Below are 20,168 nucleotides of genomic sequence, written 5' to 3' on the forward strand. Positions count from 1 at the left end.
CACCTGGCCGCGCAAGCTCCCGGGATCCGGAGGCGCGGCCAGGCCAAGGGGGTTGGGGGCGGCTGGACCGAGGCACGCCATGTGCCGGCCGCCGGCGCGGCATCCGCCCCCTGACCATCGGCAGACGTGTGGCCGGGATGCGCTGTGCTAGCTTCGCGGGTCGTTCCAGATCCCCCGGAGTAACCGATGTCGCGTCTCGCCCAGGCCTGCCTCGTCGCCGGCCTTGTCGCCGCCGGAGCGGCCCATGCCCAGGAGTCCAACATGGCCGACGATCCCTACCAGTGGCTCGAGGACGTCACCGGTGAGCGCCAGCTCGACTGGGTCCGCGCCCAGAACGCCAGGACCGATGCCGCCCTGGCCTCGACCCCCGAGTTCAAGGCCATGGAGGCCGGCATCCGCGAGGTCCTGGACTCGGACGCCAAGATCCCGGGCGTGCAGAAGATCGGCGACTACTACTACAACTTCTGGAAGGACCGTAACCACGAGCGCGGCGTCTGGCGTCGCACCACGCTGGAGGAATACCGCAAGCCCAATCCTTCCTGGGAGGTGATCCTCGACCTCGACGCGCTGAACAAGGCCGAGGGGGAGAACTGGGTCTGGCACGGCGCCGACTGCCTGCGCCCGGCCTACGAGCGCTGCCTGATCGCGCTGTCGCGCGGCGGCGCCGACGCCGACGTCACCCGCGAGTTCGACCTGAAGAACAAGGCCTGGATCGAAGGCGGCTTCTTCCGTCCCGAGGCCAAGGGCGGCCTGGGCTGGATCGACCAGGACACCGTCTACGTCTACACCGACTTCGGCGACGGCTCGATGACCGAGTCCGGCTACCCGCGCATCGCCAAGCGCTGGAAGCGCGGCACCCCGCTGGAATCGGCGGAAGTGGTGTACGAGGGCAAGGCCGACGACATGTACATCGCCGCCTACCACGACGACACCCCGGGCTTCGAGCGCGACTTCGTCAGCCGCACCATCGCCTTCTACAACGACGAGCTGTACCTGGTCGGCAAGGACGGCAAGCTGGCCAAGGTCGACGCGCCCAACTCGGCCAACAAGGGCGTCAAGCGCGAGTGGCTCACCCTGGAGCTGCGCGAACCGTGGACCGTGGGCGGCAGGACCTATGCCGCCGGCTCGCTGCTGGCGGCCCGGTTCGACGAGTTCATGGCCGGCAAGCGCGAGTTCGAGGTGCTGTTCGAGCCGACCGAGCGCAGCTCGCTGGCCAGCTTCGCCTGGACCCGCTCGCACCTGGTGCTCAACGTGCTGGAGGACGTGAAGAACCGCCTGCACGTGCTCACCCCGGGCGCCGGCGGCTGGAAGCGCAGCGAGTTCGTGGGCGCGCCCGCGTTCGGCACCCTGGGCGTGTCGGCGGTGGACAGCGACGAGTCCGATGCGGTGTGGCTGACCGCCACCGACTACCTGACCCCGACCACGCTGTCGCTGGCCACCATCGGCCAGCCGCCGGAGCAGCTGAAGGCGATGCCGTCGTTCTTCGACAGCAGCCGCAACGTGATCGAGCAGCACTTCGCCACCTCCAGGGACGGCACCCGCGTGCCGTACTTCCTGGTGCGCCCGAAGGACCTGAAGCTGGACGGCAAGGCGCCGACCCTGCTGTACGGCTACGGTGGCTTCGAGATCTCGCTGACCCCGTCGTACTCCGGCGGCCTCGGCCGCGCGTGGCTGTCGCGCGGTGGCGTCTACGTGGTCGCCAACATCCGCGGCGGCGGCGAGTACGGCCCGCGCTGGCACCAGGCTGCGCTCAAGGCCAACCGCCACCGGGCGTACGAGGACATGGCCGCGGTGGCGCAGGACCTGGTCAAGCGCAAGATCACCTCGCCGCAGCACCTGGGCGTGCAGGGCGGCAGCAACGGCGGCCTGCTGACCGGCAACATGCTGACCCAGTACCCGGAGCTGTTCGGCGCGGTGGTGGTGCAGGTGCCGCTGCTGGACATGAAGCGCTACAACAAGCTGCTGGCCGGCGCCTCGTGGATGGCCGAGTACGGCAATCCGGACACGGCCGACTGGGAGTTCATCAGGACCTTCTCGCCGTACCACCTGTTCGATCCGGCGAAGGAATACCCGCCGGTGATCTTCCTCACCTCCACCCGCGACGACCGCGTCCACCCGGGCCATGCGCGCAAGATGGCGGCGAAGATGATCGACGCCGGCAAGGACGTGACCTACTACGAGAACATCGAGGGCGGGCACGGCGGCGCGGCCAACAACGCCCAGGCCGCGCACATGAGCGCCCTGGCCTATGCCTTCCTCTGGCAGCGGCTGAACCAGCCGGCCAAGGCGAAGAAGTAGGCAGCCCACCGCGCCCCCGGCCCGTCCGGGGGCGCTCCGCTTCCGGCGCCCGTCCCCAACGCTACCGCCCCGTCACCCGCACCGGGACCGCATCGATGAGAATGACCCTCCTGCTCGCACTGTCCGTACTGATGACCATCAATCCCGCCGCCGCCACCCCGCCCGATGCCGAACGCAAGCCGTTCACGGTGACCACGCCGTTCGGCGCGCAGCGCCAGGACGACTACTACTGGCTGCGCGACGACAGCCGCCAGGAGCCGGCGATGCTGGCCTACCTGGAGGCCGAGAACGCCTACGCCGACCAGCTGCTGGCGCCGCTGAAGCCGCTGCAGGACAAGCTGTACGGGGAGATCGTCGCGCGCATCAAGCAGGACGACAGCTCGGTGCCCTACCGCGAGCACGGCTGGTGGTATTACGCGCGCTACGAGAAGGGCAGGGACTATCCGGTCCATGCGCGCCGCCGGGACGGCGCCGGCGTGGACGCGGTCTCTATCCAGGCCGCCAACGAGGCCGGCGACTTCGCCGCCGAGCAGGTGCTGCTGGACGTCAACGAACTGGCCGCCGGCAAGGACTATTTCAGCGTCGGCGACTACGAGGTCAGCCCCGACAACACCCTGCTGGCCTGGGCCGAGGACGACGTCGGCCGCCGCCAGTACACCATCCGCTTCCGCAACCTGGCCACCGGCGAGGTCTATCCGGACACCATCAGGGGCGTCTCGCCCAACCTGGTGTGGGCCGACGACAACCGCACCCTGTTCTACGTCGAGAACGACCCGGAGACCCTGCTGACCGTGCGGGTGAAGAAGCACGTGCTGGGCACGCCGGCCGAACAGGACCCGCTGGTGTACGAGGAGAAGGACGACAGCTTCTACATGGGCATCGGCCGCACCCGCGACGAGAAGTACATCACCATCGGCCTGGACAGCACCGTGTCCTCCGAGGTGCGCTACGCTCCGGCCGCGGATCCGCGCGAGTTCCGGGTGCTCGCGCCGCGCCAGCGCGACGTCGAGTACGACGCCGACCACCACGGCGGCCGCTGGGTGATCCGCACCAACGCCGACGGCGCCACCAACTTCAAGCTGGTCCCCGCGCCCAGCGACGCCCCCTCGCGCAGGCAGTGGCAGGACTGGCTGCCGCACGACCCCGAGGTGTTCATCGAGGAGTACGAGCTGTTCGACGGCTTCACCGCCGGGGGCGAACGTTCCGGTGGCCTGGAGCGGGTGCGCATCCTGCGCGCCGACGGCGGCCAGCAGTACGTCGCCGCCGACGAGCCGGCGTACTCGATGGGCCTGTCGGTCAATGCCGAGCCGGACACCCAGTGGCTGCGCTACGGCTACACCTCGCTGACCACCCCGGCCACCACCTACGAGCTCAACGTGCTCACCGGCGAACGCCGCCTGCTCAAGCAGCAGCCGGTGCCGGGCTACGATCCCTCGCAGTACGTCACCGAGCGGCTGTGGGTGGAGGCGCGCGACGGCGTGCGCATCCCGGTCTCGCTGGTCTACCGCAAGGGCTTCAGGAAGGATGGCACCGCCGCGCTGTTCCAGTACGCCTATGGCAGCTACGGCATTTCCATGGACCCGGGCTTCAACGGCCCGGTGGTGAGCCTGCTGGACCGCGGCGTGGTCTACGCCATCGCCCACATCCGTGGCGGCCAGGAGATGGGCCGCAGGTGGTACGAGGACGGCAAGCTGCTGAAGAAGCAGAACACCTTCAACGACTTCGTCGACGTCACCCGCGCCCTGGTGGCGCAGGGTTACGCCGCGCCGGGCCGGGTCGCGGCCATGGGCGGCAGCGCCGGCGGACTGCTGATGGGCGCGGTCGCCAACCAGGCGCCGCAGGACTACAGGGTGATGGTCGCCCAGGTTCCGTTCGTGGACGTGGTCACGACCATGCTCGACCCGTCGATCCCGCTGACCACCAACGAATACGACGAGTGGGGCAATCCCGAGCGACCGCAGTACTACGAGTACATGCTCAAGTACTCCCCGTACGACAACGTCCGCGCGCAGGCCTACCCGGCCATGTTCGTCGGCACCGGCCTGTGGGACTCGCAGGTGCAGTACTGGGAGCCGGCCAAGTGGGTGGCCAAGCTGCGCGACCTCAATACCGGCAGCGCGCCGATCGTGTTCCGCACCAACATGGACGCGGGCCACGGCGGCAAGTCCGGTCGTTTCCGCCGCTTCCGCGAACAGGCCGAGTACTACGCTTTCGTGCTCGACCAGCTGGGCGTGGCGTCCACGCCCTGACCGCGTGCGTGCGCGGGCGAGCCTGCCCCTCATGCATGCCGCCCGTCCGTGCCGCGCCGGGTGCCGGCACGGACGGACCACGCCCGTCGGCCTATGATGCGGCGATGGGCACTCCCGACCGCTTCCGCTGGGCCTGGTGGCTGCTTGCCTACGCCAGCCTCGGCGTGGGCATCGTCGGCATCTTCCTGCCCGGCCTGCCGACCACCGTGTTCATCCTGGTCGCCGCCTGGGCGGCGGCACGCGGCTCCAAGCGGCTGGAACGGCGCCTGCTGGAGCATCCGCGCTTCGGCCCGGTGATCCTGGCCTGGCGCGAGCACCGCGCCGTGCCACGGCGGGCCAAGTGGGCGGCGACCTGGGCGATGCTGGCCTGCGCCGCGATCCTCCTGGGCGTGATGCTGGCCGTGCCCTCGCACCGCGGCTGGATGGTGGTGCTGCCGATTGCATGCATGGCCGTGGTCGGCACCTGGCTGTGGTGCCGGCCGGAACCTCCGCAGGGCGCCGGACCGCCGTGCTGATCGCGGCGCCCGGCGACGGGCCTGCTCCCCCGCGTCGCTATACTCGGCGCATGGATACCATTCGACGCCCCGCCTTCCTCCTGCTGCTCGCCGGCCTTCCGCTGCTGGCCTCGTGCGGCAACAAGGGTCCCCTGGTGATGCCGCAGAAGCCGGTCCCGGTGGAGTCCGGGCTGCCGACGCCGCCCGCCACCGCGCCGGTGGAGCCGGACGAGCCCGCGCCGGCCGCCGTGCCCGCCACCCCGGCCGAGCCGCTGCCCCCGCAGGAGGACGACGCGGCGGAAGAAGGCGTCGATGGCTGAGCGCCTGCGCTTCAGCAAGATGCACGGAGCCGGCAACGACTTCGTGGTGCTGGACCTGCGCGACGGCAGCCCACCGCCGGACGCGGCGCTCGCCGCGCGCCTGGCCGACCGCCACCGCGGCGTGGGCTGCGACCAGATCCTGACCATCGAGGCGCCGCGCAGCGCCGGCGCGGTGGCCGCCTACGGCATCTGGAACGCCGATGGCAGCCCGTCCGGGCAGTGCGGCAACGGCGCGCGCTGCGTCGCCGCGTGGCTGGTGCGCGACGGCGCCGCCAGGGGCGAGCACTTCGTGATCGACAGCCCAGCAGGCAGCCACCAGGTGCAGGTGCTGGGCGACGGCCGCTATGCGGTCGACATGGGCGCGCCGCGGTTCGACCCGGCCGGCGTGCCGCTGGCCGGTTTCGACGCCGGGGCGGCGGAGTACGCGCTGGAGCTCGACGGCCGGCGCGTGGCCTTCGGTGCGGTGTCGATGGGCAACCCGCACGCGGTGATCGAGGTGCAGGACGTCGACCGTGCCGACGTGGCCGGCATCGGCGCCGCGCTGCAGGCCTCGGCCGCGTTCCCGCGGTCGGTGAACGTGGGCTTCGCCCAGGTGCTGGCGCCGGACCATATCCGCCTGCGCGTGTACGAGCGCGGGGTCGGCGAGACCCTGGCCTGCGGCAGTGGCGCCTGCGCCGCGGTCGCCTCGCTGGTGCGGCGCGGCCGCATCGCGCGGGAGGCCACGGTGTCGCTGCCCGGCGGCGACCTGCGCATCGCCTGGGCCGGCGACGACGCGACAATCATCATGGCCGGACCGGCCGCATTCGTATTCGAAGGGGAGTGGCAGCAATGAGCGAGACCCAGGAAAAACTCGGCGCGCACGAGGTGGCCGCATGGCTGCGCCGGCATCCGGATTTCCTCAGGCAGTTCCCCGACCTGGCGCAGAGCCTGGTGGTGCCGCGCGAGGATGGACGCACCGCCTCGCTGGCCAGCTACCAGCTGGAAGTGCTGCGCGAGAAGAACCGCGAGCTGTCGCGGCGGCTGGCCGACCTGTCGGCCAACGCCCAGGCCAACGAGCGCCTGGCCGTGCGTACCCACCAGCTGACCCTGTCGCTGATGCGCCAGGACAGCCGCGCCGAGACCCTGCGCGCGATGGCCGCCTCGCTGGCCGAGGACTTCGCCGGCGACCTGGTGCGGATCGTGGCGTTCCAGCCGGTCGAGGGCGTGGACGATGCCGAATGGCTGCGCGTGATCCCGGAGGACTCGCCGCAGCTGGCCGCCTTCCGCGACGCGCTGGCCTCCGGCGAGCCGCTGTGCGGACGCCTGCATGGCGACAAGAACACCGTGCTGTACGGGGACGCGCGCGAGCAGGTGCAGTCCAGCGCGCTGCTGCCGCTTGCCGGCGTCGGCCTTGTCGCGGTCGGCAGCCACGATCCCAACCGCTTCTACCCGGGCATGGGTACGCTGTTCCTGCGCATGATGGGCGAGGCCCTGGCGACCGCGCTGCAGCGCTTCGAGGCCTGACCGCGGCGCGTCGCCGGCGCCGGCGTCCGTCCGCATCATCCGTGCATGCCCACGTCCTGCCCGCCGCCATGACCGGGATCGACGATTTCCTCGAGCACCTGCGCGTGGAGCGTGCCATGTCGCCGCATACGCTCGACGCCTACCGGCGTGACCTTCTCGCGCTGCAGGACTGGGCGGCCGAGCGGGGCGAGGAGGTGGCCGGCCTCGACGGCGCCCGCCTGCGCGAGTTCGTGGCCAGCGAGCATCGCCGCGGGCTGTCGCCGACCAGCCTGCAGCGGCGGCTGTCCGCCTGCCGCAGCTATTACGCCTGGCTGCTCAGGCACGGCGCGATCGCCGCCAGCCCTGCGACCGGCCTGCGCGCGCCGCGCGCGCCGCGCAGGCTGCCGCAGGTGCTGGACGTGGACGAGGCGGTGCAGCTGGTGGAGGTCGATACCGAGGCTCCGCTGGGCCTGCGCGACCGCGCGCTGCTCGAGCTGTTCTATTCCTCTGGCCTGCGCCTGAGCGAACTGTGCGCGCTGCGCTGGCGCGACCTGCACTTGGACCAGGGCCTGGTCACCGTGCTGGGCAAGGGCAGTCGCCAGCGCAGCGTGCCGGTGGGTTCGCACGCGCGCCGTGCGCTGGAGGAGTGGCGCAGTTCCACCGGTGCCGGCAGCGACGACTTCGTGTTCCCCGGACGCGGTGGGCGCCCGATCAGCCAACGCGCGGTGCAGATCCGGATCCGCCAGCTGGCCGCGCGCCAGGGTCTGTTCAAGCACGTGCACCCGCACATGCTGCGGCACAGCTTCGCCAGCCACGTGCTGGAGTCCTCCGGCGACCTGCGCGGCGTGCAGGAACTGCTCGGCCACGCCGACATCGCCACCACCCAGATCTACACCCACCTCGACTTCCAGCACCTGGCCAAGGTCTACGACGCGGCGCATCCGAGGGCGAAGCGGAAATAACGTGGAGGCGATTCTTGATCGCCCCCGGCTCAATCGCCAGAGTCAGGACTGTGCCGGCTTCTTGGGATATCTTCCTTCCGAGGGCGCGAACTTCCGTGGCAGACGAAAAAGGGGAGGAAATATGCGAATCGCTCAGTTCTTAGTTGCAACCCTTGTGTCTGTAACTCTTGTCGGCTGTGGAAATAAGGTTTCCAAGGCGACTAGCATTGGCGACGACACCTACATCATGACCTCGAAGGCTCGGCCAAGCCCATTTGGCGTTGCTAGTGCTGTCGATATGGGCAAGCTGATCAGGGAGGCATCAGCGACTTGCACTGACCGCGGTATGCGCTTCCTTCTGTTAGACCGCCAAGAAAATTCGGGAAATGTTGTGAAGCTCGGCACAGCAAGTGTTACCTACAAGTGTGAGAGGTAGGCGCGGCTTCTCCGGTTGTTCGGGCCTTCAGTAGGTTCTGGTGTGGGCCCGCTTTGCACAGCTAGAGCTGCCTCGGATAGTCGCTGCGCCGTAAAGCATCGCTCTCGCACGCGCCATGTGCTTTGCCAGGACCCGTTTCTATGGCGCGTCGCTCTAATTGCGCCGCAGCAGCAACCAGGCCGCCACGCCAAGGCCGACGCCCACCATCGCCGCCTTGGCCGGCGAGCGGCGTACGTCCTGGCAAAGCCCCTCGACCACGTTGACCCGGTCGGCGGCGATCAGCGCCAGCCAGTGCCCGATGTCGTTCTCGCTGCGACGGAAGGCAGCGCGGCGGATCGCGCCGCTGAGGCCCTTCGGCGGAAGGCGGGTTCCGAACGTGCGCGAATGTTCGGGCCGCTCGACCGACTTCAGTACTTCAACCGTCATTGGCTGCTGCGGCGGCGGGTCGCTCCACGGCACGTCCAGCCGGGGCGGCGTGCGCTCCATCGGCACCGCGGGGCGGTTCCCGCGTTCCAGGTCCGAACCCCAGCCGGGGATATGGGCGTAGCTGCTGCGATCCATGGTCTGCTCCTGTGCGCTCATGCTTCCGCCCGCGCCGACGGCGGGATCAGCACGGTCTTGATGCAGTTGTCGCGCTTGTTGACGAAGATGTCGTAGGCGTCGGCCGCGTCTTCCAGCGGGATGCGGTGGGTAATGACCTCGCGCGGGGAGATGTGGCCTGCGCGGATGTGTTCGATCAGCCGCGGCAGGTGGCGTTTCACGCTGGCCTGGTTCATGCGCAGGGTCAGGCCCTTGTTCACCGCGTTGCCGATCGGGATCATGTTGAAGGTCGGCCCGTAGACGCCGACGATCGAGATACGCCCGCCCTTGCGCGCGCTGTTGATCGCCCAGTGCAGCGCGATCGGCGAGCCGGCCTGCAGCATCAGGATCTTGCCGGTGATGCCATGGAACGCGCTGCCGGTGGCGTCGCAACCAACCGCGTCGATGCACACGTCCGGGCCCAGCCAGTCGGTCATCTTTTTCAGGTGGGTGGCGACGTCGTCGATCTCGCGGAAGTTCACCGTCTCGGCGTGGGCGAACTTCCGCGCGAACTCCAGGCGGTAGTCCTCGCAGTCGACCACGATCACCCGGCCGGCGCCGAAGAACCAGGCGCTCTTGGCCGCGAACAGGCCGACCGGACCGGCGCCGAACACGACCACGGTGTCGCCCTCGCGGATGCTGCCCATCTCCGCGGCCTGGTAGCCGGTGGGGAAGGCGTCGGTCAGCAGCACCGCGTCCTCGATGTGGATGTCGTCCGGGATCACGGTCGGGCCGACGTCGGCGAACGGCACCCGAACGTACTCGGCCTGGCCGCCGTCGTAGCCGCCGGCGGTATGGGTATAGCCGTAGAAGCCGCCCATCGCGCTGGCCTGCGAATTGACGTTGTGGCAGTTGCCGTACAGCTCCTTCTGGCAGAAGTAGCAGCTGCCGCAGAAGATGTTGAACGGCACCAGCACGCGGTCGCCAACCTTGAGGTTCTGCACCGAGGGGCCGACTTCCTCGACCACGCCGCAGAACTCGTGACCGATGATCGAGCCCACCCGGGTATCGGGCACCAGTCCGTTGTAGATATGGATGTCCGAACCGCAGATGCAGCTGCGCGTGACCCGGATGATCGCGTCGTTGGGATGCTCGATCTCCGGCTCGGCGACATGTTCGATGCGCATCGTGCGGGGGCGGCGGTAGGTGGTGGCCAGCATGGAGTTCTCCGCTCGGGGACGTGCGCCGGCGGGGCCGGCTGGGGCACCTGACCTTGCGGCCCCGGCCGTGAACAGGGCGCCTCGCCAGCGTGGGGGAGGCGTGGAGACCCGCTGCATGTCCTTGCAGGATCTGCACGCGGCCACCAACGTGGGCCGGTGGCGTCCATGCCTGCTCACGCGGCGATGCCCCGGTCACGCCGCCGGACGGGCGGGGCATGAGCCCGCGTGGCACCATGGCCCGAACTACGGGGGAGTTGCATGGGACTGGACGAACTACGCGAAACGGCACTGCGGCTGAACGCGCTCTACGAGCAGCTGGAGCGCAAGCGATGGGGCCGGGAGTGGACCACCCAGGAGCTTGCACTGGGCTTCATGGGCGACGTGGGCGACCTGGCCAAGCTGGTGCAGGCCCATGCCGGCGTACGTGACATCGACGACGTGCAGGCCAGGCTCGGCCACGAGCTGTCGGACTGCCTGTGGTCGATCCTGGTGCTCGCCGACAAGTGCGGGGTCGACCTCGAGGCCGAGTTCCGCAGGAACACGGCCGGGCTGATCCAGTACGTGTCGGGCGAACTGGAGAAGCAACAATGCACGGGCAGTCCGGCACCCCGCGCCGCTCGAAGCCTTGGGCCAGCGCGGTCGCGCTCCTGGGCGGCGTGGCAGGCCTCGTCCTCGGCAGGCTGGCGGGCAGCTGGCTGCCGGAATCGCCCGCATGGGTGGGGCCAGGCATCGTCATCGGCTCGCTTGCGCTGCTGCTTGTCGCCAGCCTCCTGCTCCCGCTGTTTCGACGGCACCGGGCTCCTCGGGGGCGTGCCGGTTAGCGGCCAAGCGAAGCGTTTCGGCCGCGGCTCGCGGCCAGGATCGTGCGGGCTGGGCCGGACTGAACAGGGCCCGGCCTCCGGGGCACTCACGCCGGGTTGAACCGGGGAGAGGCAGCCCCCACTGAGGGAGCTATCGACCCCGGAGCGCCGCATGGACCCCAGCCAGAATCCCAATGTGTTCCACGCCACCACCATCGTCTGCGTGCGTCGCGGCGACAAGGTAGCCATCGCCGGAGATGGCCAGGTCACGCTTGGCCACACGGTGATGAAGGGCAATGCGCGCAAGGTGCGGCGTTTGGGCCGCGACGGCCAGGTGCTGGCGGGCTTCGCCGGCGCCGCCGCCGATGCCTTCGCCCTGTTCGAGCTGTTCGAGGCCAAGCTGGAGAAGCATGGCCAGCTGACCCGTGCCGCGGTGGAGCTGGCCAAGGACTGGCGCACCGAGCGCCGGCTCGGCAAGCTCGAGGCCCTGCTGGCGGTGGCCGACCGGGAGACCTCGCTGGTCATCAGCGGTACCGGCGACGTGATCGAGCCGGAGGACGGCATCATCGCCATCGGTTCCGGTGGCAGCTACGCGCTGTCGGCCGCGCGCGCCCTGCTGGCGCATACGGAGCTGGACGCCCGCACCATCGCCACCGAGGCGATCGGCATCGCCGGCGACATCTGCATCTATACGAACCGCAACGTCGTGGTCGAAGAGCTGTGAGGAAGACCGGGATTCGTGATTGGTGATTGGTGATTCGTAAGAGCAAGACGCTCCTTCGACCCGCTCCCGTCGCGAACCCGCCCGGTGCTGCTTCTTCCAATCACGAATAACGAATAACGAATCACGGACCCCCAGATGACCGCGAACAATTCCTCGACCATGACCCCGCGCGAGATCGTGCAGGAGCTGGACCGCCACATCGTCGGCCAGCAGGCCGCCAAGCGCGCGGTCGCCATCGCCCTGCGCAACCGCTGGCGCCGCATGCAGCTCGATCCGGAGCTGCGCAACGAGGTGATGCCGAAGAACATCCTGATGATCGGCCCCACCGGCGTGGGCAAGACCGAGATCGCGCGGCGCCTGGCGACGCTGGCCAACGCGCCCTTCGTCAAGGTCGAGGCCACCCGCTTCACCGAGGTCGGCTACGTGGGCAAGGACGTGGAGCAGATCATCCGCGACCTGGCCGATACCGCGGTCAAGATGTACCGCGAGCAGGCCAAGGTGCGCGTGCGCCTGCAGGCCGAGGAGCGCGCCGAGGAGCGCATCCTCGACGCGCTGCTGCCACGCCGTGCGGTCCCGGGCTTCGGTGCCGGAACCGCCGAGGTACAGGTCTCGGGGCCGGAGGATTCCACCCGCGCCAAGTTCCGCCGCATGCTGCGCGACGGCGAGCTGGACGACCGCGAGATCGAGTTGGAACTGGTCGCCACCGGGCCGGGCGTGGACATCATGACCCCGCCGGGCATGGAGGAGATGGGCCAGCAGCTCAAGCAGATGTTCGCCAGCCTCGGTGGCGGCAAGACCCACAAGCGCACCCTGACCATCCGTGCCGCGCGCCCGCAGCTGATCGAGGAGGAGGCCGCGCGCCTGGTCAACGAGGACGACGTGCGTGCCGCGGCGATCGAGGCCTGCGAGCAGCACGGCATCGTGTTCATCGACGAGATCGACAAGGTCGCCAAGCGTGGCGAGAACGTGGGCGGCGGCGACGTTTCCCGCGAGGGCGTGCAGCGCGACCTGCTGCCGCTGGTGGAAGGTTCGAACGTGTCCACCAAGTACGGCACGGTCAAGACCGACCACATCCTGTTCATCGCTTCGGGCGCGTTCCACCTGGCCAAGCCTTCGGACCTCATCCCCGAATTGCAGGGCCGCTTCCCGATCCGGGTCGAGCTGACCGCGCTGAGCAAGGGGGACTTCGTCCGCATCCTCACCGAGCCCAAGGCCGCGCTGACCCGCCAGTACGTGGAACTGCTGGCCACCGAAGGGGTCGGGCTGGAATTCACCACGGATGCGGTCGAGCGACTGGCCGAAATCGCGGCCCAGGTGAACGAGCGCCAGGAGAACATCGGTGCCCGCCGCCTGCATACGGTGCTCGAGCGGTTGCTCGACACGCTCAGCTACGAGGCCCCGGATCGTGACGGCCAGTCGGTGACCATCGACCGCGCCTACGTCGACCAGCACCTGGGCGAGCTGGTGCAGGATCCGGACCTGAGCCGCTACATCCTCTGACCGGACCGGGATCTCCCGGCACGAAGAAAGGGCCGGCACCCTGGGCGGTGCCGGCCCTTCTGTTTCATCGCGTCAGCGGAAGGCAGCCTGGGCCTGGCCGCGGACCGCCACGCCGGTGCGCGATTTTGCGCGTGCCGTTTCCTTCGGCTTGCGCGCACGGGTCTTTCCGGGCGCCGCCGCGGTGGTCGCACGCCGGCCGGCACGCGAGGCGGCGGCATTATTGCCGAGCGCCAGTTCGCTCATCACGTCGGACGATTCACGGTTCATCCGCTCGAGCTGCGCCTCGTAATGCTCCAGCGCACGGCTGAACAGCTGCTCCTTGCGCAGGGTGCGGGTGATCGACGCCGAATCCTTGGAGCGTCCCTGCGAGGTCGCGGCCACGCGCTGGCGCTGGGCCAGGTCGCGCTGGCGGTCACGCAGTTCGCGCGTGCGCCGGATCAGGGTTGCCAGCTGCTTTACTTCGTACGGGCCGCGCGTCTGCAGCAGCTGCTTCTCGCGTGCATTGAGCAGGGCGGACTGGGCGGGTGTCATCCTCATCTGAGGTCCTCCGTCTTCGTCGGGCTTGTCATCGATCATGCAGATGCATACGTGCACGCCGCGCGAGCAGGCGGTGGCTGGGCGTCGTGCTGGCGCCGTGGCGCGTGTCCGGCCGTGTCCTGCGCATGACGGTCCCGGCGGATGATCCTGTGCATACTCGCCTATACCTGCATGCTCGTTGTGCTGTGGCCGGCGACGTGGATGGATCCGCGCGGCGGCATGGCCAGGAACCTGGCGGTGCTGCCGGCGTTGGCCATGTCGCGGGTGCTTTCGGAGCGGAGATGATGGAAACCTACCTGCTGGTGAAGTGGATCCACGTCCTGTCCTCGACCCTGCTGTTCGGCACCGGGCTGGGCATCGCCTTCTTCATGTGGATGGCCCACCTGCGCGGCGATGCGGCGCATATCGCCGCCACCGCGCGGACGGTGGTGATCGCCGATGCCTGCTTCACCGCGCCGGCGGTGGTGGTGCAGTTCCTGAGTGGCCTGTGGCTGGCGCGTTTCCTCGGAATGCCGCTGGACTACTCCTGGCTGCGCGTGGCGCTGTGGCTGTTCGTGCTGGTCGGCTGCTGCTGGCTGCCGGTGTTGTGGTTGCAGGTGCGTGCCCGCGACCTGGCGCGCGCCGCGGTCGCGCAGGACACGCCGTTGCCGAGCCAGTACCGCGTGGTGATGGGCTGGTGGTTCGCGCTGGGCTGGCCGGCCTTCATCGGGGTGATGGCGATCTTCTGGCTGATGGTGGCCAAGCCCGCCGGGCTTTGAGCCGCGCCTCGCTCAGCGCGACCAGGGTGGCAGGGCGAAGGCCTTGCCCTCGACGCAGGCCACCAGGCGTTCGCCTGGCTTCTGCATCGGCACCACGCCGGCGGTGAAGGCCGAGAACGCCGGCAGCACGGTGAGCCCCTCGCGCAGCCAGAACGCCGGCCAGCGCCGGCGCATGCCGGGCAGGGCGGCGAGCGGATGCAGGTGGCCGCAGAGCACATGCGCATCCGGCGCGGGCCGCGGATCGTGGCGCATCAGGAAGGGACCGTCGCGCTGCTCGATGCCGGCGTCCTCCACGCCCAGTACGGCGGCATCCAGCGCGCGATCGTGGTTGCCGCGCAGCACGCGGATGCGCAGGGCGGGATGACCCTCGCGCCAGGCCTGCCAGGCCGCCAGCCAGTGCGCGCGTGGCGCCGGCCCGTGGAGCAGGTCGCCGAGGATCCACAGTACGTCGCTGGGATACAGCGCCAGCAGCGCGTCCAGCCGCTGCAGGTCATGCGCCGTGCCGCCCCCGGGAATGGCGACGCCGGCGCGCCGGAAGGCGTCGCCCTTGCCCAGGTGCAGGTCCGCGATCAGCAGGGCACGCGCCTGTGGCCGGTACAGCGCACGTGCGCCGAGCAGGTGCACCGTCTCGCCGGCCAGTGCGGTGCGCCACTCAGCGTCCATGGCGGCGCTCCAGCTGTTCGGCGGCACGACGCACGCGGGTGCGCCAGTCCTCGGTGCTGAGCTGGCCGCGCTGGCCTTCGGCCCACAGCGGGAAGGACAGCGGCGTCAGTCCCGGCGGCGTGGCCAGCACGAGGTCGCGCGCGCCGCGGTCGCGCAGCACCTGCTCCAGCCGGTCCAGCTCCAGTTCGCCCTCCAGTACCTCGCGCTCGGCCTGGGCCAGCAGCAAGTGGCCCGGATCGTGGCGGCTGAGCACGTCGAACAGCAGTCCGGAGGAGGCCTGCAGCTGGCGCAGGCTGCGCAGCTGGCGGCCGGGCAGCGACGGCATCAGCAGCCCGGATACGCGTGCGATCTCGCGGAAGCGGCGCCGCGCCAGCTCGCCGAGGTTGAGCGCCTCGCGCAGGTCGGCTTCCAGTCCGTCCGCCGAGAACATCGCCCGCAACAGGGACCCATCCACCGGCACCGCTTGCGCGGGCGACAGCACCAGACCGTAGTCGTTGGCCGAGAAGGCGAAGCTGTTGCGCTGCATCCGGCCCCAGCGCAGTGCGAACAAGGCAGCCAGGCCCTCGTTCACCTGGCGACCGCCGAAGGGATAGACGAACAGGTGCAGGCGCCCGCGCAGCACCACATGCTCGACCAGCAGCCGCCTGGGGCCGGGCAGTGCGGAAAGCCGCTCCTGCAGCGCAAGCAGCGGCGCCAGCGCCTGCATCTCCGGCGAGCTGTCGGGCTCGCCCAGCAGAAGCTCCACCTCGTCGGCCAGTTGCGAGGACAGCGGCATGCGTCCGCCGCGCCATGTCGGCACCGCGCCCTCGCCGCCGCGCGCCAGGCGCACATAGGCGGTCATGTCCTCCAGCCGCACCAGCTCCAGCAGACGTCCGGTGAACTGGAAGCGGTCGCCGCGGCGCAGGCGGCCGACGAACTGTTCCTCCACCGCGCCGAGGCGGCCCCCGCGCAGCATGCGCACGGTGACGCTGCCATCGCTGGTGATGGTGCCGATCGACAGCCGGTGCAGGGTGGCCACGCGCCGTTCCTCGACCACGTAGCGGCCGTCGTCCCCGCGCACGACCTTGTGGAAGTCCGGATAGTGCGCGAGCGCGCGCCCGCCCTGGACGATGAAGTCGAGCACCGCCTGCCAGGTGGTGTCGTCGAGGCCGGCGAAAGCATGGGTGCCGCGTACCTCGTCCAGCAGTTGGTCCGGATCGAAACCGCCTGCCAGGGCACAGCTGACGCAGTGCTGGGCCAGCACGTCCAGCGAGCGCCGCGGCGGGAGACGCGCCTCCACCCGGCCGCTGCGGATCGCATGGCGCGCGGCGGCAAACTCCACCAGCTCCAGCGCATGCGTGGGAATGCAGGGGATCGCGCCGGACTCGCCGGGACGATGGCGTGCGCGACCGGCACGCTGCAGCAGCCGCGCCACGCCCTTTGGGCTGCCCAGCTGCAGCACCTGGTCCACCGCGGGGAAGTCCACGCCCAGGTCCAGGCTGGAGGTGGCGACCACGCAGCGCACGGTGCCTTCGCGCAGGCCCTGTTCGGCGGCGCTGCGCAGCGACGGATCCAGCGAGCCATGGTGCAGGGCCAGCGTGGCCGGATCCTCGGGCCATACCGCCGACAGCGCCTGGTGCCACAGCTCGGCCTGGGCGCGGGTATTGGTGAACAGCAGGCTGCTGCGCACCGCCAGCAGCCGCTGCAGCACGCGCGACAGCTGGCCCAGGCCCAGGTGGCCCGCCCAGGGAAAGCGCTCGCTGCCTTCGGGGCGCAGTGTCTCCACCGCCACGGTGCGCGCACGGGTCCCGCCGACCAGGGCCGCATCCGGACGATGTGGCAGCAGCACTTCGCGCGCCTGTTCGAGGTTGCCCAGCGTGGCCGACAGGCCCCATATGCGCAGGCCGGGGCGCAGCGCGCGTAGCCGGGCGAGGTTGAGCTGCAGCAGCACGCCGCGCTTGTTGCCCAGCAGCTCGTGCCATTCGTCGACCACCACCATGTCCAGCGCGCGCAGACGCTCCGGCGTGTCGGGATAGGACAGCAGCAGGGCAAGCGACTCGGGCGTGGTCACCAGCGCATCGAGCCCACCCTCCCGCGCCAGGCGGCGGTCGCGCGCGGAGGCATCGCCGGTGCGCTGGCCCACGCGCCAGTCCAGGCCGAGGGCTTCGGCCGGCTCGCGCAGGGCGCGGGTGGTGTCGGCGGCGAGCGCGCGCAGGGGCGTGATCCACAGCAGGCGCAGCGGATGCGCTTCGGCGGCGCGCAGCCGGCGCTTGGTCTTCGGCGCGGCCTCGGCGCGCGCCAGGGCTTCGACCAGCGAGGCCCCGGCCACGGCCAGGGTCTTGCCGCTGCCGGTGGGCGTGTGCAGCAGGCCGGATTCGCCGGCCAAGGTGCGGCGCCACACCTCGCGCTGGAAACGCAGTGGGGTCCACTCGCGCTGGGCGAACCAGGCGTCCAGCTGCTGGCGCGCGCGGCGCAGCGCAGCGGCTGTCAGCCGCGGGGGCGGCGCGGGCGTGGCCGGCTCCGCCTTCATCGCGCCAGCGCCTGCAGCGTGGCCAGCACGTCGGCCTCCGCGGCGGGCTTGTCGTGGCGCCAGCGCAGGATGCGCGGGAAGCGTACGGCAATGCCGGACTTGTGCCTGCTGCTGCGGTTCACCGCCTCGAAGCCCAGCTCGAACACGTGTACCGCTTCCACCGAGCGTACGGGGCCGAAGCGTTCCAGCGTATGCGCGCGGATCCAGCGGTCGAGCTTCAGGATCTCCTTGTCGTCCAGGCCCGAGTACGCCTTGGCCACCGGCACCAGCGCACCCTCGTGCCACAGGCCGAAGGTGTAGTCGGTGAACAGGGTGCTGCGGCGGCCGTGGCCGGCCTGGGCGTAGATCAGCACCGCATCGATGGCCAGCGGGTCGATCTTCCACTTCCACCAGTCGCCCCGCCGGCGTCCGGACTGGTATACCGCGTCGGCGCGCTTGAGCATCAGGCCTTCGACGCCGCGCTCGCGCGACTGCCCGCGCAGGTCGGCCGCGTGCTCCCAGCTCGTGGGCAGCACCTGCGGCGACAGCGTGATGCGCGGGTCGCCCAGCGTTGCCAGCACCCGTTCCAGCAGAACACGGCGCTCTCGCTGCGGCATCTGGCGCAGGTCGCGGCCGTCCAGTTCCAGCAGGTCGTAGGCGACCACGCGCACGGGCGTATCGGCCAGCGTCTTCGGGCCCGGCTTGCGCCGCTGGATGCGGGTCTGCAGCGCAGTGAACGGCAGTGGCGCGGCCTCGCCCCCGCGCCAGGCCAGCAGTTCGCCGTCGATTACCGTGCCTTCCGGTAGCGCGGTGGCGGCCTGTTCGATCTCCGGGAAGCGGCCATCCAGCCGCTCCTCGCCGCGCGACCACAGCGCCACTTCACCATCGCGACGCAGCAGCTGCACGCGGATGCCGTCCCACTTCCATTCCAGCAGCCAGTCCGTCACTGGGCCCAGGCTTGCCGGTTCGACCTCAAGCGGCGAGGCGAGGAAGAACGGGTACGGCTGCTGGCGGTCGCCGGGGCGTTCCTCCGGATCGAGCAGGTGCGCCATCCAGCCGGCATCCGGCGTCCACGTGCCGAGCATGCGCTGGGCGATGCGGGCGATGTCCACGCCGGACAGTTCCGCAAGCGCCTGCTGCACCAGCCGCTGCGACACGCCCACGCGCAGCGAGCCGGTCAGCAGCTTGTTGAACGCCAGGCGTTCGTCGAAGCACAGGCTGCGCCAGGCACCGGTGATCGCGGCGCGGCGTACTTCCGGCGCGGCATTGGCCAGCGGCAGCAGGCGCTGCTCGATCCACCCGGCCAGCGGCACGTCCTCGCCGGGACCATCGGGATCGTCCAGCAGCAGGGTCACGGTCTCGGCCAGGTCGCCCACCTGCGAGTAGCTGTCGTCGACCAGCCAGTCGGGCAGGCCGGAGACCTCGCCGACCCAGGCGCGCAGCTCGCCACTGGCGGCGATCTTGCGTCCGGCGCCGGAAATCTTGCCGCCGGACAGCAGGTGCAGGGCCCAGGCCGCGTCCGCCGGCGGCGCATCGCGGAAGTACGCGACCAGGGCCGCGCGCTTGTCGCCGGTGGCGGTGCTGCGATCCAGCTCGCGGTACAGGGCGGCGAAGCGCTTCATGCGCCCGGCTCCTGTGCCTCGCCGGCCGGTGCGGCGTCCTGCAGCGATTCGTCGCCATAGCCGGTGTGGAAGGACTCGGCGGCCACGCCCTGTTCGCACAGGTGGCGGACCAGGGCGTCGGTATTGCCATGGGTGGCGATGATCCGGCGCGCGCCGGTGTCGGCGATGGTCCGCAGCAGGTCCGGCCAGTCGGCGTGGTCGGAGATGACGAAGCCACGGTCCACGTTGCGCCGGCGACGGTTGCCGCGGATCCGCATCCATCCGGAGGCGAAGCCATGCTGGGCGCGACGGAAGCGGCGCAGCCAGGCGCTGCCCGCCGCCGAGGGCGGTGCGATCACCAGGCGCCCGGCGCAATCCTCGTTGCGTGGCAGGTCGGAGACGCGTTCGGTGTCCAGCATGGCGATGCCGGCCTGGCGGTAGACCTGCACGCCGGCGTCGATCGCGCCGTGCAGCAGCGCCGGCATGTCGTCGAGCCCACGCAGCTCGGCCAGCACCCGCTGCGCCTTGCCCAGGGCGTAGCAGTACAGGATCGCGACCTCGCCGCGTTCGGCGCACTGCCGGCGCCATTGCACGATGTCGGCGGCGACCTGGCGCGTATCCGGCCAGCGGTACACCGGCAGGCCGAAGGTCGCCTCGGTGATGAAGGTGTCGCAGGCCACCGGTTCGAACGGCGCGCAGGTGGGGTCGGGCTGGCGCTTGTAGTCGCCGGAGGCGACCCAGACCCGGCCATCGGCCTCGATCCGTACCTGGGCCGAGCCCAGCACATGCCCGGCCGGATGCAGCGACACCCGCGCGCGGCCCAGGGTGAATGCCTCGCCGTAATCGTGCGCATGCACCACCTGCTCGCCCAGGCGCCAGCGCAGGATCGGAATGCTGTCGCGGCTGCAGTGGTACCCGCCCATGCCGCCACGGGCGTGGTCGCCATGGCCGTGGGTGATGACCGCGCGCGGCACCGGCCGCCACGGATCGATATGGAAATCGCCGGGCGGGCAGTAAAGCCCTTCCGGGCGCAGGACGACCAGGTCGTCGGGGGACTCGGGCATGCCCCGAGTCTGTGGCGGCAGGCGTGCAGGCGGCGAGAACCGCCCGCGCGCCGGCGCCGGTTAGCCGGTCAGCC

The 20,168-nt window shown here is 70.4% G+C and carries 18 protein-coding genes; 11 read left to right on the forward strand and 7 right to left on the reverse strand.

The window, feature by feature from the left end:
* Positions 1 to 186: 186 nt before the first annotated feature.
* The 7 genes from CSC68_RS12645 to xerC all read left to right on the forward strand — a co-directional run bounded on the left by CSC68_RS12645 (position 187) and on the right by xerC (position 7,805).
* Positions 187 to 2,298 carry a prolyl oligopeptidase family serine peptidase gene (locus CSC68_RS12645; RefSeq protein WP_162203903.1) on the forward strand — a complete coding sequence of 704 codons (2,112 nt, stop codon included), beginning with the start codon at positions 187 to 189 and terminating at the stop codon, positions 2,296 to 2,298.
* A 95-nt stretch (positions 2,299 to 2,393) separates the two neighbouring features.
* On the forward strand, positions 2,394 to 4,547 hold the full coding sequence (locus tag CSC68_RS12650) for a S9 family peptidase (protein ID WP_162203904.1): 2,154 nt from the start codon (positions 2,394 to 2,396) through the stop codon (positions 4,545 to 4,547).
* A gap of 104 nt (positions 4,548 to 4,651) precedes the next feature.
* A complete protein-coding gene (locus CSC68_RS12655) occupies positions 4,652 to 5,062 on the forward strand; it encodes a YbaN family protein (protein ID WP_162203905.1) in 411 nt (136 codons plus the stop codon).
* Between the two features lie 50 nt (positions 5,063 to 5,112).
* Entirely contained in the window at positions 5,113 to 5,361 is a 249-nt protein-coding gene (lptM, locus tag CSC68_RS12660) for an LPS translocon maturation chaperone LptM (RefSeq protein WP_162203906.1), read from the forward strand.
* On the forward strand, positions 5,354 to 6,193 hold the full coding sequence (gene dapF / locus CSC68_RS12665) for a diaminopimelate epimerase (RefSeq protein ID WP_162203907.1): 840 nt from the start codon (positions 5,354 to 5,356) through the stop codon (positions 6,191 to 6,193). The genes lptM and dapF overlap by 8 nt, the downstream gene beginning before the upstream one ends.
* The gene (locus CSC68_RS12670; RefSeq protein ID WP_162203908.1) at positions 6,190 to 6,864 is read left to right on the forward strand and encodes a DUF484 family protein; all 675 of its coding nucleotides are present in this window, start codon (positions 6,190 to 6,192) and stop codon (positions 6,862 to 6,864) included. Before dapF ends, CSC68_RS12670 begins: the two co-directional genes overlap by 4 nt.
* A 68-nt stretch (positions 6,865 to 6,932) precedes the next feature.
* On the forward strand, positions 6,933 to 7,805 hold the full coding sequence (gene xerC / locus CSC68_RS12675; RefSeq protein WP_162203932.1) for a tyrosine recombinase XerC: 873 nt from the start codon (positions 6,933 to 6,935) through the stop codon (positions 7,803 to 7,805).
* Positions 7,806 to 8,373: 568 nt separating this feature from the next.
* Here the strand turns inward: xerC and CSC68_RS12680 are convergent.
* Entirely contained in the window at positions 8,374 to 8,781 is a 408-nt protein-coding gene (locus tag CSC68_RS12680; RefSeq protein WP_162203909.1) for a hypothetical protein, read from the reverse strand.
* Between the two features lie 17 nt (positions 8,782 to 8,798).
* Entirely contained in the window at positions 8,799 to 9,959 is a 1,161-nt protein-coding gene (locus CSC68_RS12685; RefSeq protein WP_162203910.1) for a zinc-dependent alcohol dehydrogenase, read from the reverse strand.
* Positions 9,960 to 10,217: 258 nt separating this feature from the next.
* Between CSC68_RS12685 and CSC68_RS15955 the strand changes: the two genes are divergently transcribed.
* From CSC68_RS15955 to hslU, 3 genes are all read left to right on the forward strand, one after another.
* Positions 10,218 to 10,880: a nucleoside triphosphate pyrophosphohydrolase family protein gene (locus tag CSC68_RS15955; RefSeq protein WP_246193565.1), complete on the forward strand. Its 663-nt coding sequence runs from the start codon at positions 10,218 to 10,220 to the stop codon at positions 10,878 to 10,880.
* A 51-nt stretch (positions 10,881 to 10,931) separates the two neighbouring features.
* On the forward strand, positions 10,932 to 11,483 hold the full coding sequence (gene hslV, locus CSC68_RS12695) for an ATP-dependent protease subunit HslV (protein WP_162203911.1): 552 nt from the start codon (positions 10,932 to 10,934) through the stop codon (positions 11,481 to 11,483).
* Between the two features lie 135 nt (positions 11,484 to 11,618).
* Complete coding sequence (hslU, locus tag CSC68_RS12700; RefSeq protein WP_162203912.1) at positions 11,619 to 12,983, forward strand: ATP-dependent protease ATPase subunit HslU; 1,365 nt, start codon at positions 11,619 to 11,621, stop codon at positions 12,981 to 12,983.
* A 72-nt stretch (positions 12,984 to 13,055) separates the two neighbouring features.
* Here hslU and CSC68_RS12705 read toward each other — a convergent pair whose 3' ends face one another.
* On the reverse strand, positions 13,056 to 13,520 hold the full coding sequence (locus tag CSC68_RS12705) for a hypothetical protein (RefSeq protein ID WP_013533952.1): 465 nt from the start codon (positions 13,518 to 13,520) through the stop codon (positions 13,056 to 13,058).
* 284 nt (positions 13,521 to 13,804) lie between these two features.
* On the opposite strand from CSC68_RS12705, the gene CSC68_RS12710 reads away from it, so the two are divergent.
* Positions 13,805 to 14,278, forward strand: coding sequence for a DUF2269 family protein (locus CSC68_RS12710; RefSeq protein ID WP_343039894.1), 474 nt, complete (start codon positions 13,805 to 13,807; stop codon positions 14,276 to 14,278).
* A gap of 12 nt (positions 14,279 to 14,290) precedes the next feature.
* Here the strand turns inward: CSC68_RS12710 and pdeM are convergent, their stop codons facing one another.
* The 4 genes from pdeM to CSC68_RS12730 are packed head-to-tail and all read right to left on the reverse strand — an operon-like array spanning position 14,291 to position 20,094.
* Positions 14,291 to 14,941, reverse strand: a complete 651-nt coding sequence (pdeM, locus tag CSC68_RS12715; RefSeq protein ID WP_162203914.1) for a ligase-associated DNA damage response endonuclease PdeM — start codon at positions 14,939 to 14,941, stop codon at positions 14,291 to 14,293.
* Positions 14,931 to 17,450: a ligase-associated DNA damage response DEXH box helicase gene (locus CSC68_RS12720; protein ID WP_246193566.1), complete on the reverse strand. Its 2,520-nt coding sequence runs from the start codon at positions 17,448 to 17,450 to the stop codon at positions 14,931 to 14,933. The genes pdeM and CSC68_RS12720 overlap by 11 nt, the downstream gene beginning before the upstream one ends.
* The gene (locus tag CSC68_RS12725) at positions 17,447 to 19,051 is read right to left on the reverse strand and encodes an ATP-dependent DNA ligase (RefSeq protein WP_162203915.1); all 1,605 of its coding nucleotides are present in this window, start codon (positions 19,049 to 19,051) and stop codon (positions 17,447 to 17,449) included. The genes CSC68_RS12720 and CSC68_RS12725 overlap by 4 nt, the downstream gene beginning before the upstream one ends.
* On the reverse strand, positions 19,048 to 20,094 hold the full coding sequence (locus CSC68_RS12730; protein ID WP_162203916.1) for a ligase-associated DNA damage response exonuclease: 1,047 nt from the start codon (positions 20,092 to 20,094) through the stop codon (positions 19,048 to 19,050). Before CSC68_RS12730 ends, CSC68_RS12725 begins: the two co-directional genes overlap by 4 nt.
* Positions 20,095 to 20,168 lie beyond the last annotated feature (74 nt).

This window comes from Pseudoxanthomonas suwonensis (assembly GCF_010093235.1).
GTDB lineage: Bacteria > Pseudomonadota > Gammaproteobacteria > Xanthomonadales > Xanthomonadaceae > Pseudoxanthomonas > Pseudoxanthomonas suwonensis.

Bases quoted from the DNA above. Each gene is read 5' to 3' on its own strand.
- hslV (WP_162203911.1), top strand. From the start codon at position 10,932: ATGGACCCCAGCCAGAATCCCAATGTGTTCCACGCCACCACCATCGTC.
- CSC68_RS15955 (WP_246193565.1), top strand. From the start codon at position 10,218: ATGGGACTGGACGAACTACGCGAAACGGCACTGCGGCTGAACGCGCTC.
- CSC68_RS12670 (WP_162203908.1), top strand. From the start codon at position 6,190: ATGAGCGAGACCCAGGAAAAACTCGGCGCGCACGAGGTGGCCGCATGG.
- CSC68_RS12680 (WP_162203909.1), bottom strand. From the start codon at position 8,781: ATGGATCGCAGCAGCTACGCCCATATCCCCGGCTGGGGTTCGGACCTG.
- CSC68_RS12645 (WP_162203903.1), top strand. From the start codon at position 187: ATGTCGCGTCTCGCCCAGGCCTGCCTCGTCGCCGGCCTTGTCGCCGCC.
- CSC68_RS12710 (WP_343039894.1), top strand. From the start codon at position 13,805: ATGGAAACCTACCTGCTGGTGAAGTGGATCCACGTCCTGTCCTCGACC.
- CSC68_RS12730 (WP_162203916.1), bottom strand. From the start codon at position 20,094: ATGCCCGAGTCCCCCGACGACCTGGTCGTCCTGCGCCCGGAAGGGCTT.
- lptM (WP_162203906.1), top strand. From the start codon at position 5,113: ATGGATACCATTCGACGCCCCGCCTTCCTCCTGCTGCTCGCCGGCCTT.
- CSC68_RS12725 (WP_162203915.1), bottom strand. From the start codon at position 19,051: ATGAAGCGCTTCGCCGCCCTGTACCGCGAGCTGGATCGCAGCACCGCC.
- CSC68_RS12720 (WP_246193566.1), bottom strand. From the start codon at position 17,450: ATGAAGGCGGAGCCGGCCACGCCCGCGCCGCCCCCGCGGCTGACAGCC.
- CSC68_RS12655 (WP_162203905.1), top strand. From the start codon at position 4,652: ATGGGCACTCCCGACCGCTTCCGCTGGGCCTGGTGGCTGCTTGCCTAC.
- CSC68_RS12685 (WP_162203910.1), bottom strand. From the start codon at position 9,959: ATGCTGGCCACCACCTACCGCCGCCCCCGCACGATGCGCATCGAACAT.
- dapF (WP_162203907.1), top strand. From the start codon at position 5,354: ATGGCTGAGCGCCTGCGCTTCAGCAAGATGCACGGAGCCGGCAACGAC.
- hslU (WP_162203912.1), top strand. From the start codon at position 11,619: ATGACCGCGAACAATTCCTCGACCATGACCCCGCGCGAGATCGTGCAG.
- CSC68_RS12705 (WP_013533952.1), bottom strand. From the start codon at position 13,520: ATGAGGATGACACCCGCCCAGTCCGCCCTGCTCAATGCACGCGAGAAG.
- pdeM (WP_162203914.1), bottom strand. From the start codon at position 14,941: ATGGACGCTGAGTGGCGCACCGCACTGGCCGGCGAGACGGTGCACCTG.
- CSC68_RS12650 (WP_162203904.1), top strand. From the start codon at position 2,394: ATGAGAATGACCCTCCTGCTCGCACTGTCCGTACTGATGACCATCAAT.
- xerC (WP_162203932.1), top strand. From the start codon at position 6,933: ATGACCGGGATCGACGATTTCCTCGAGCACCTGCGCGTGGAGCGTGCC.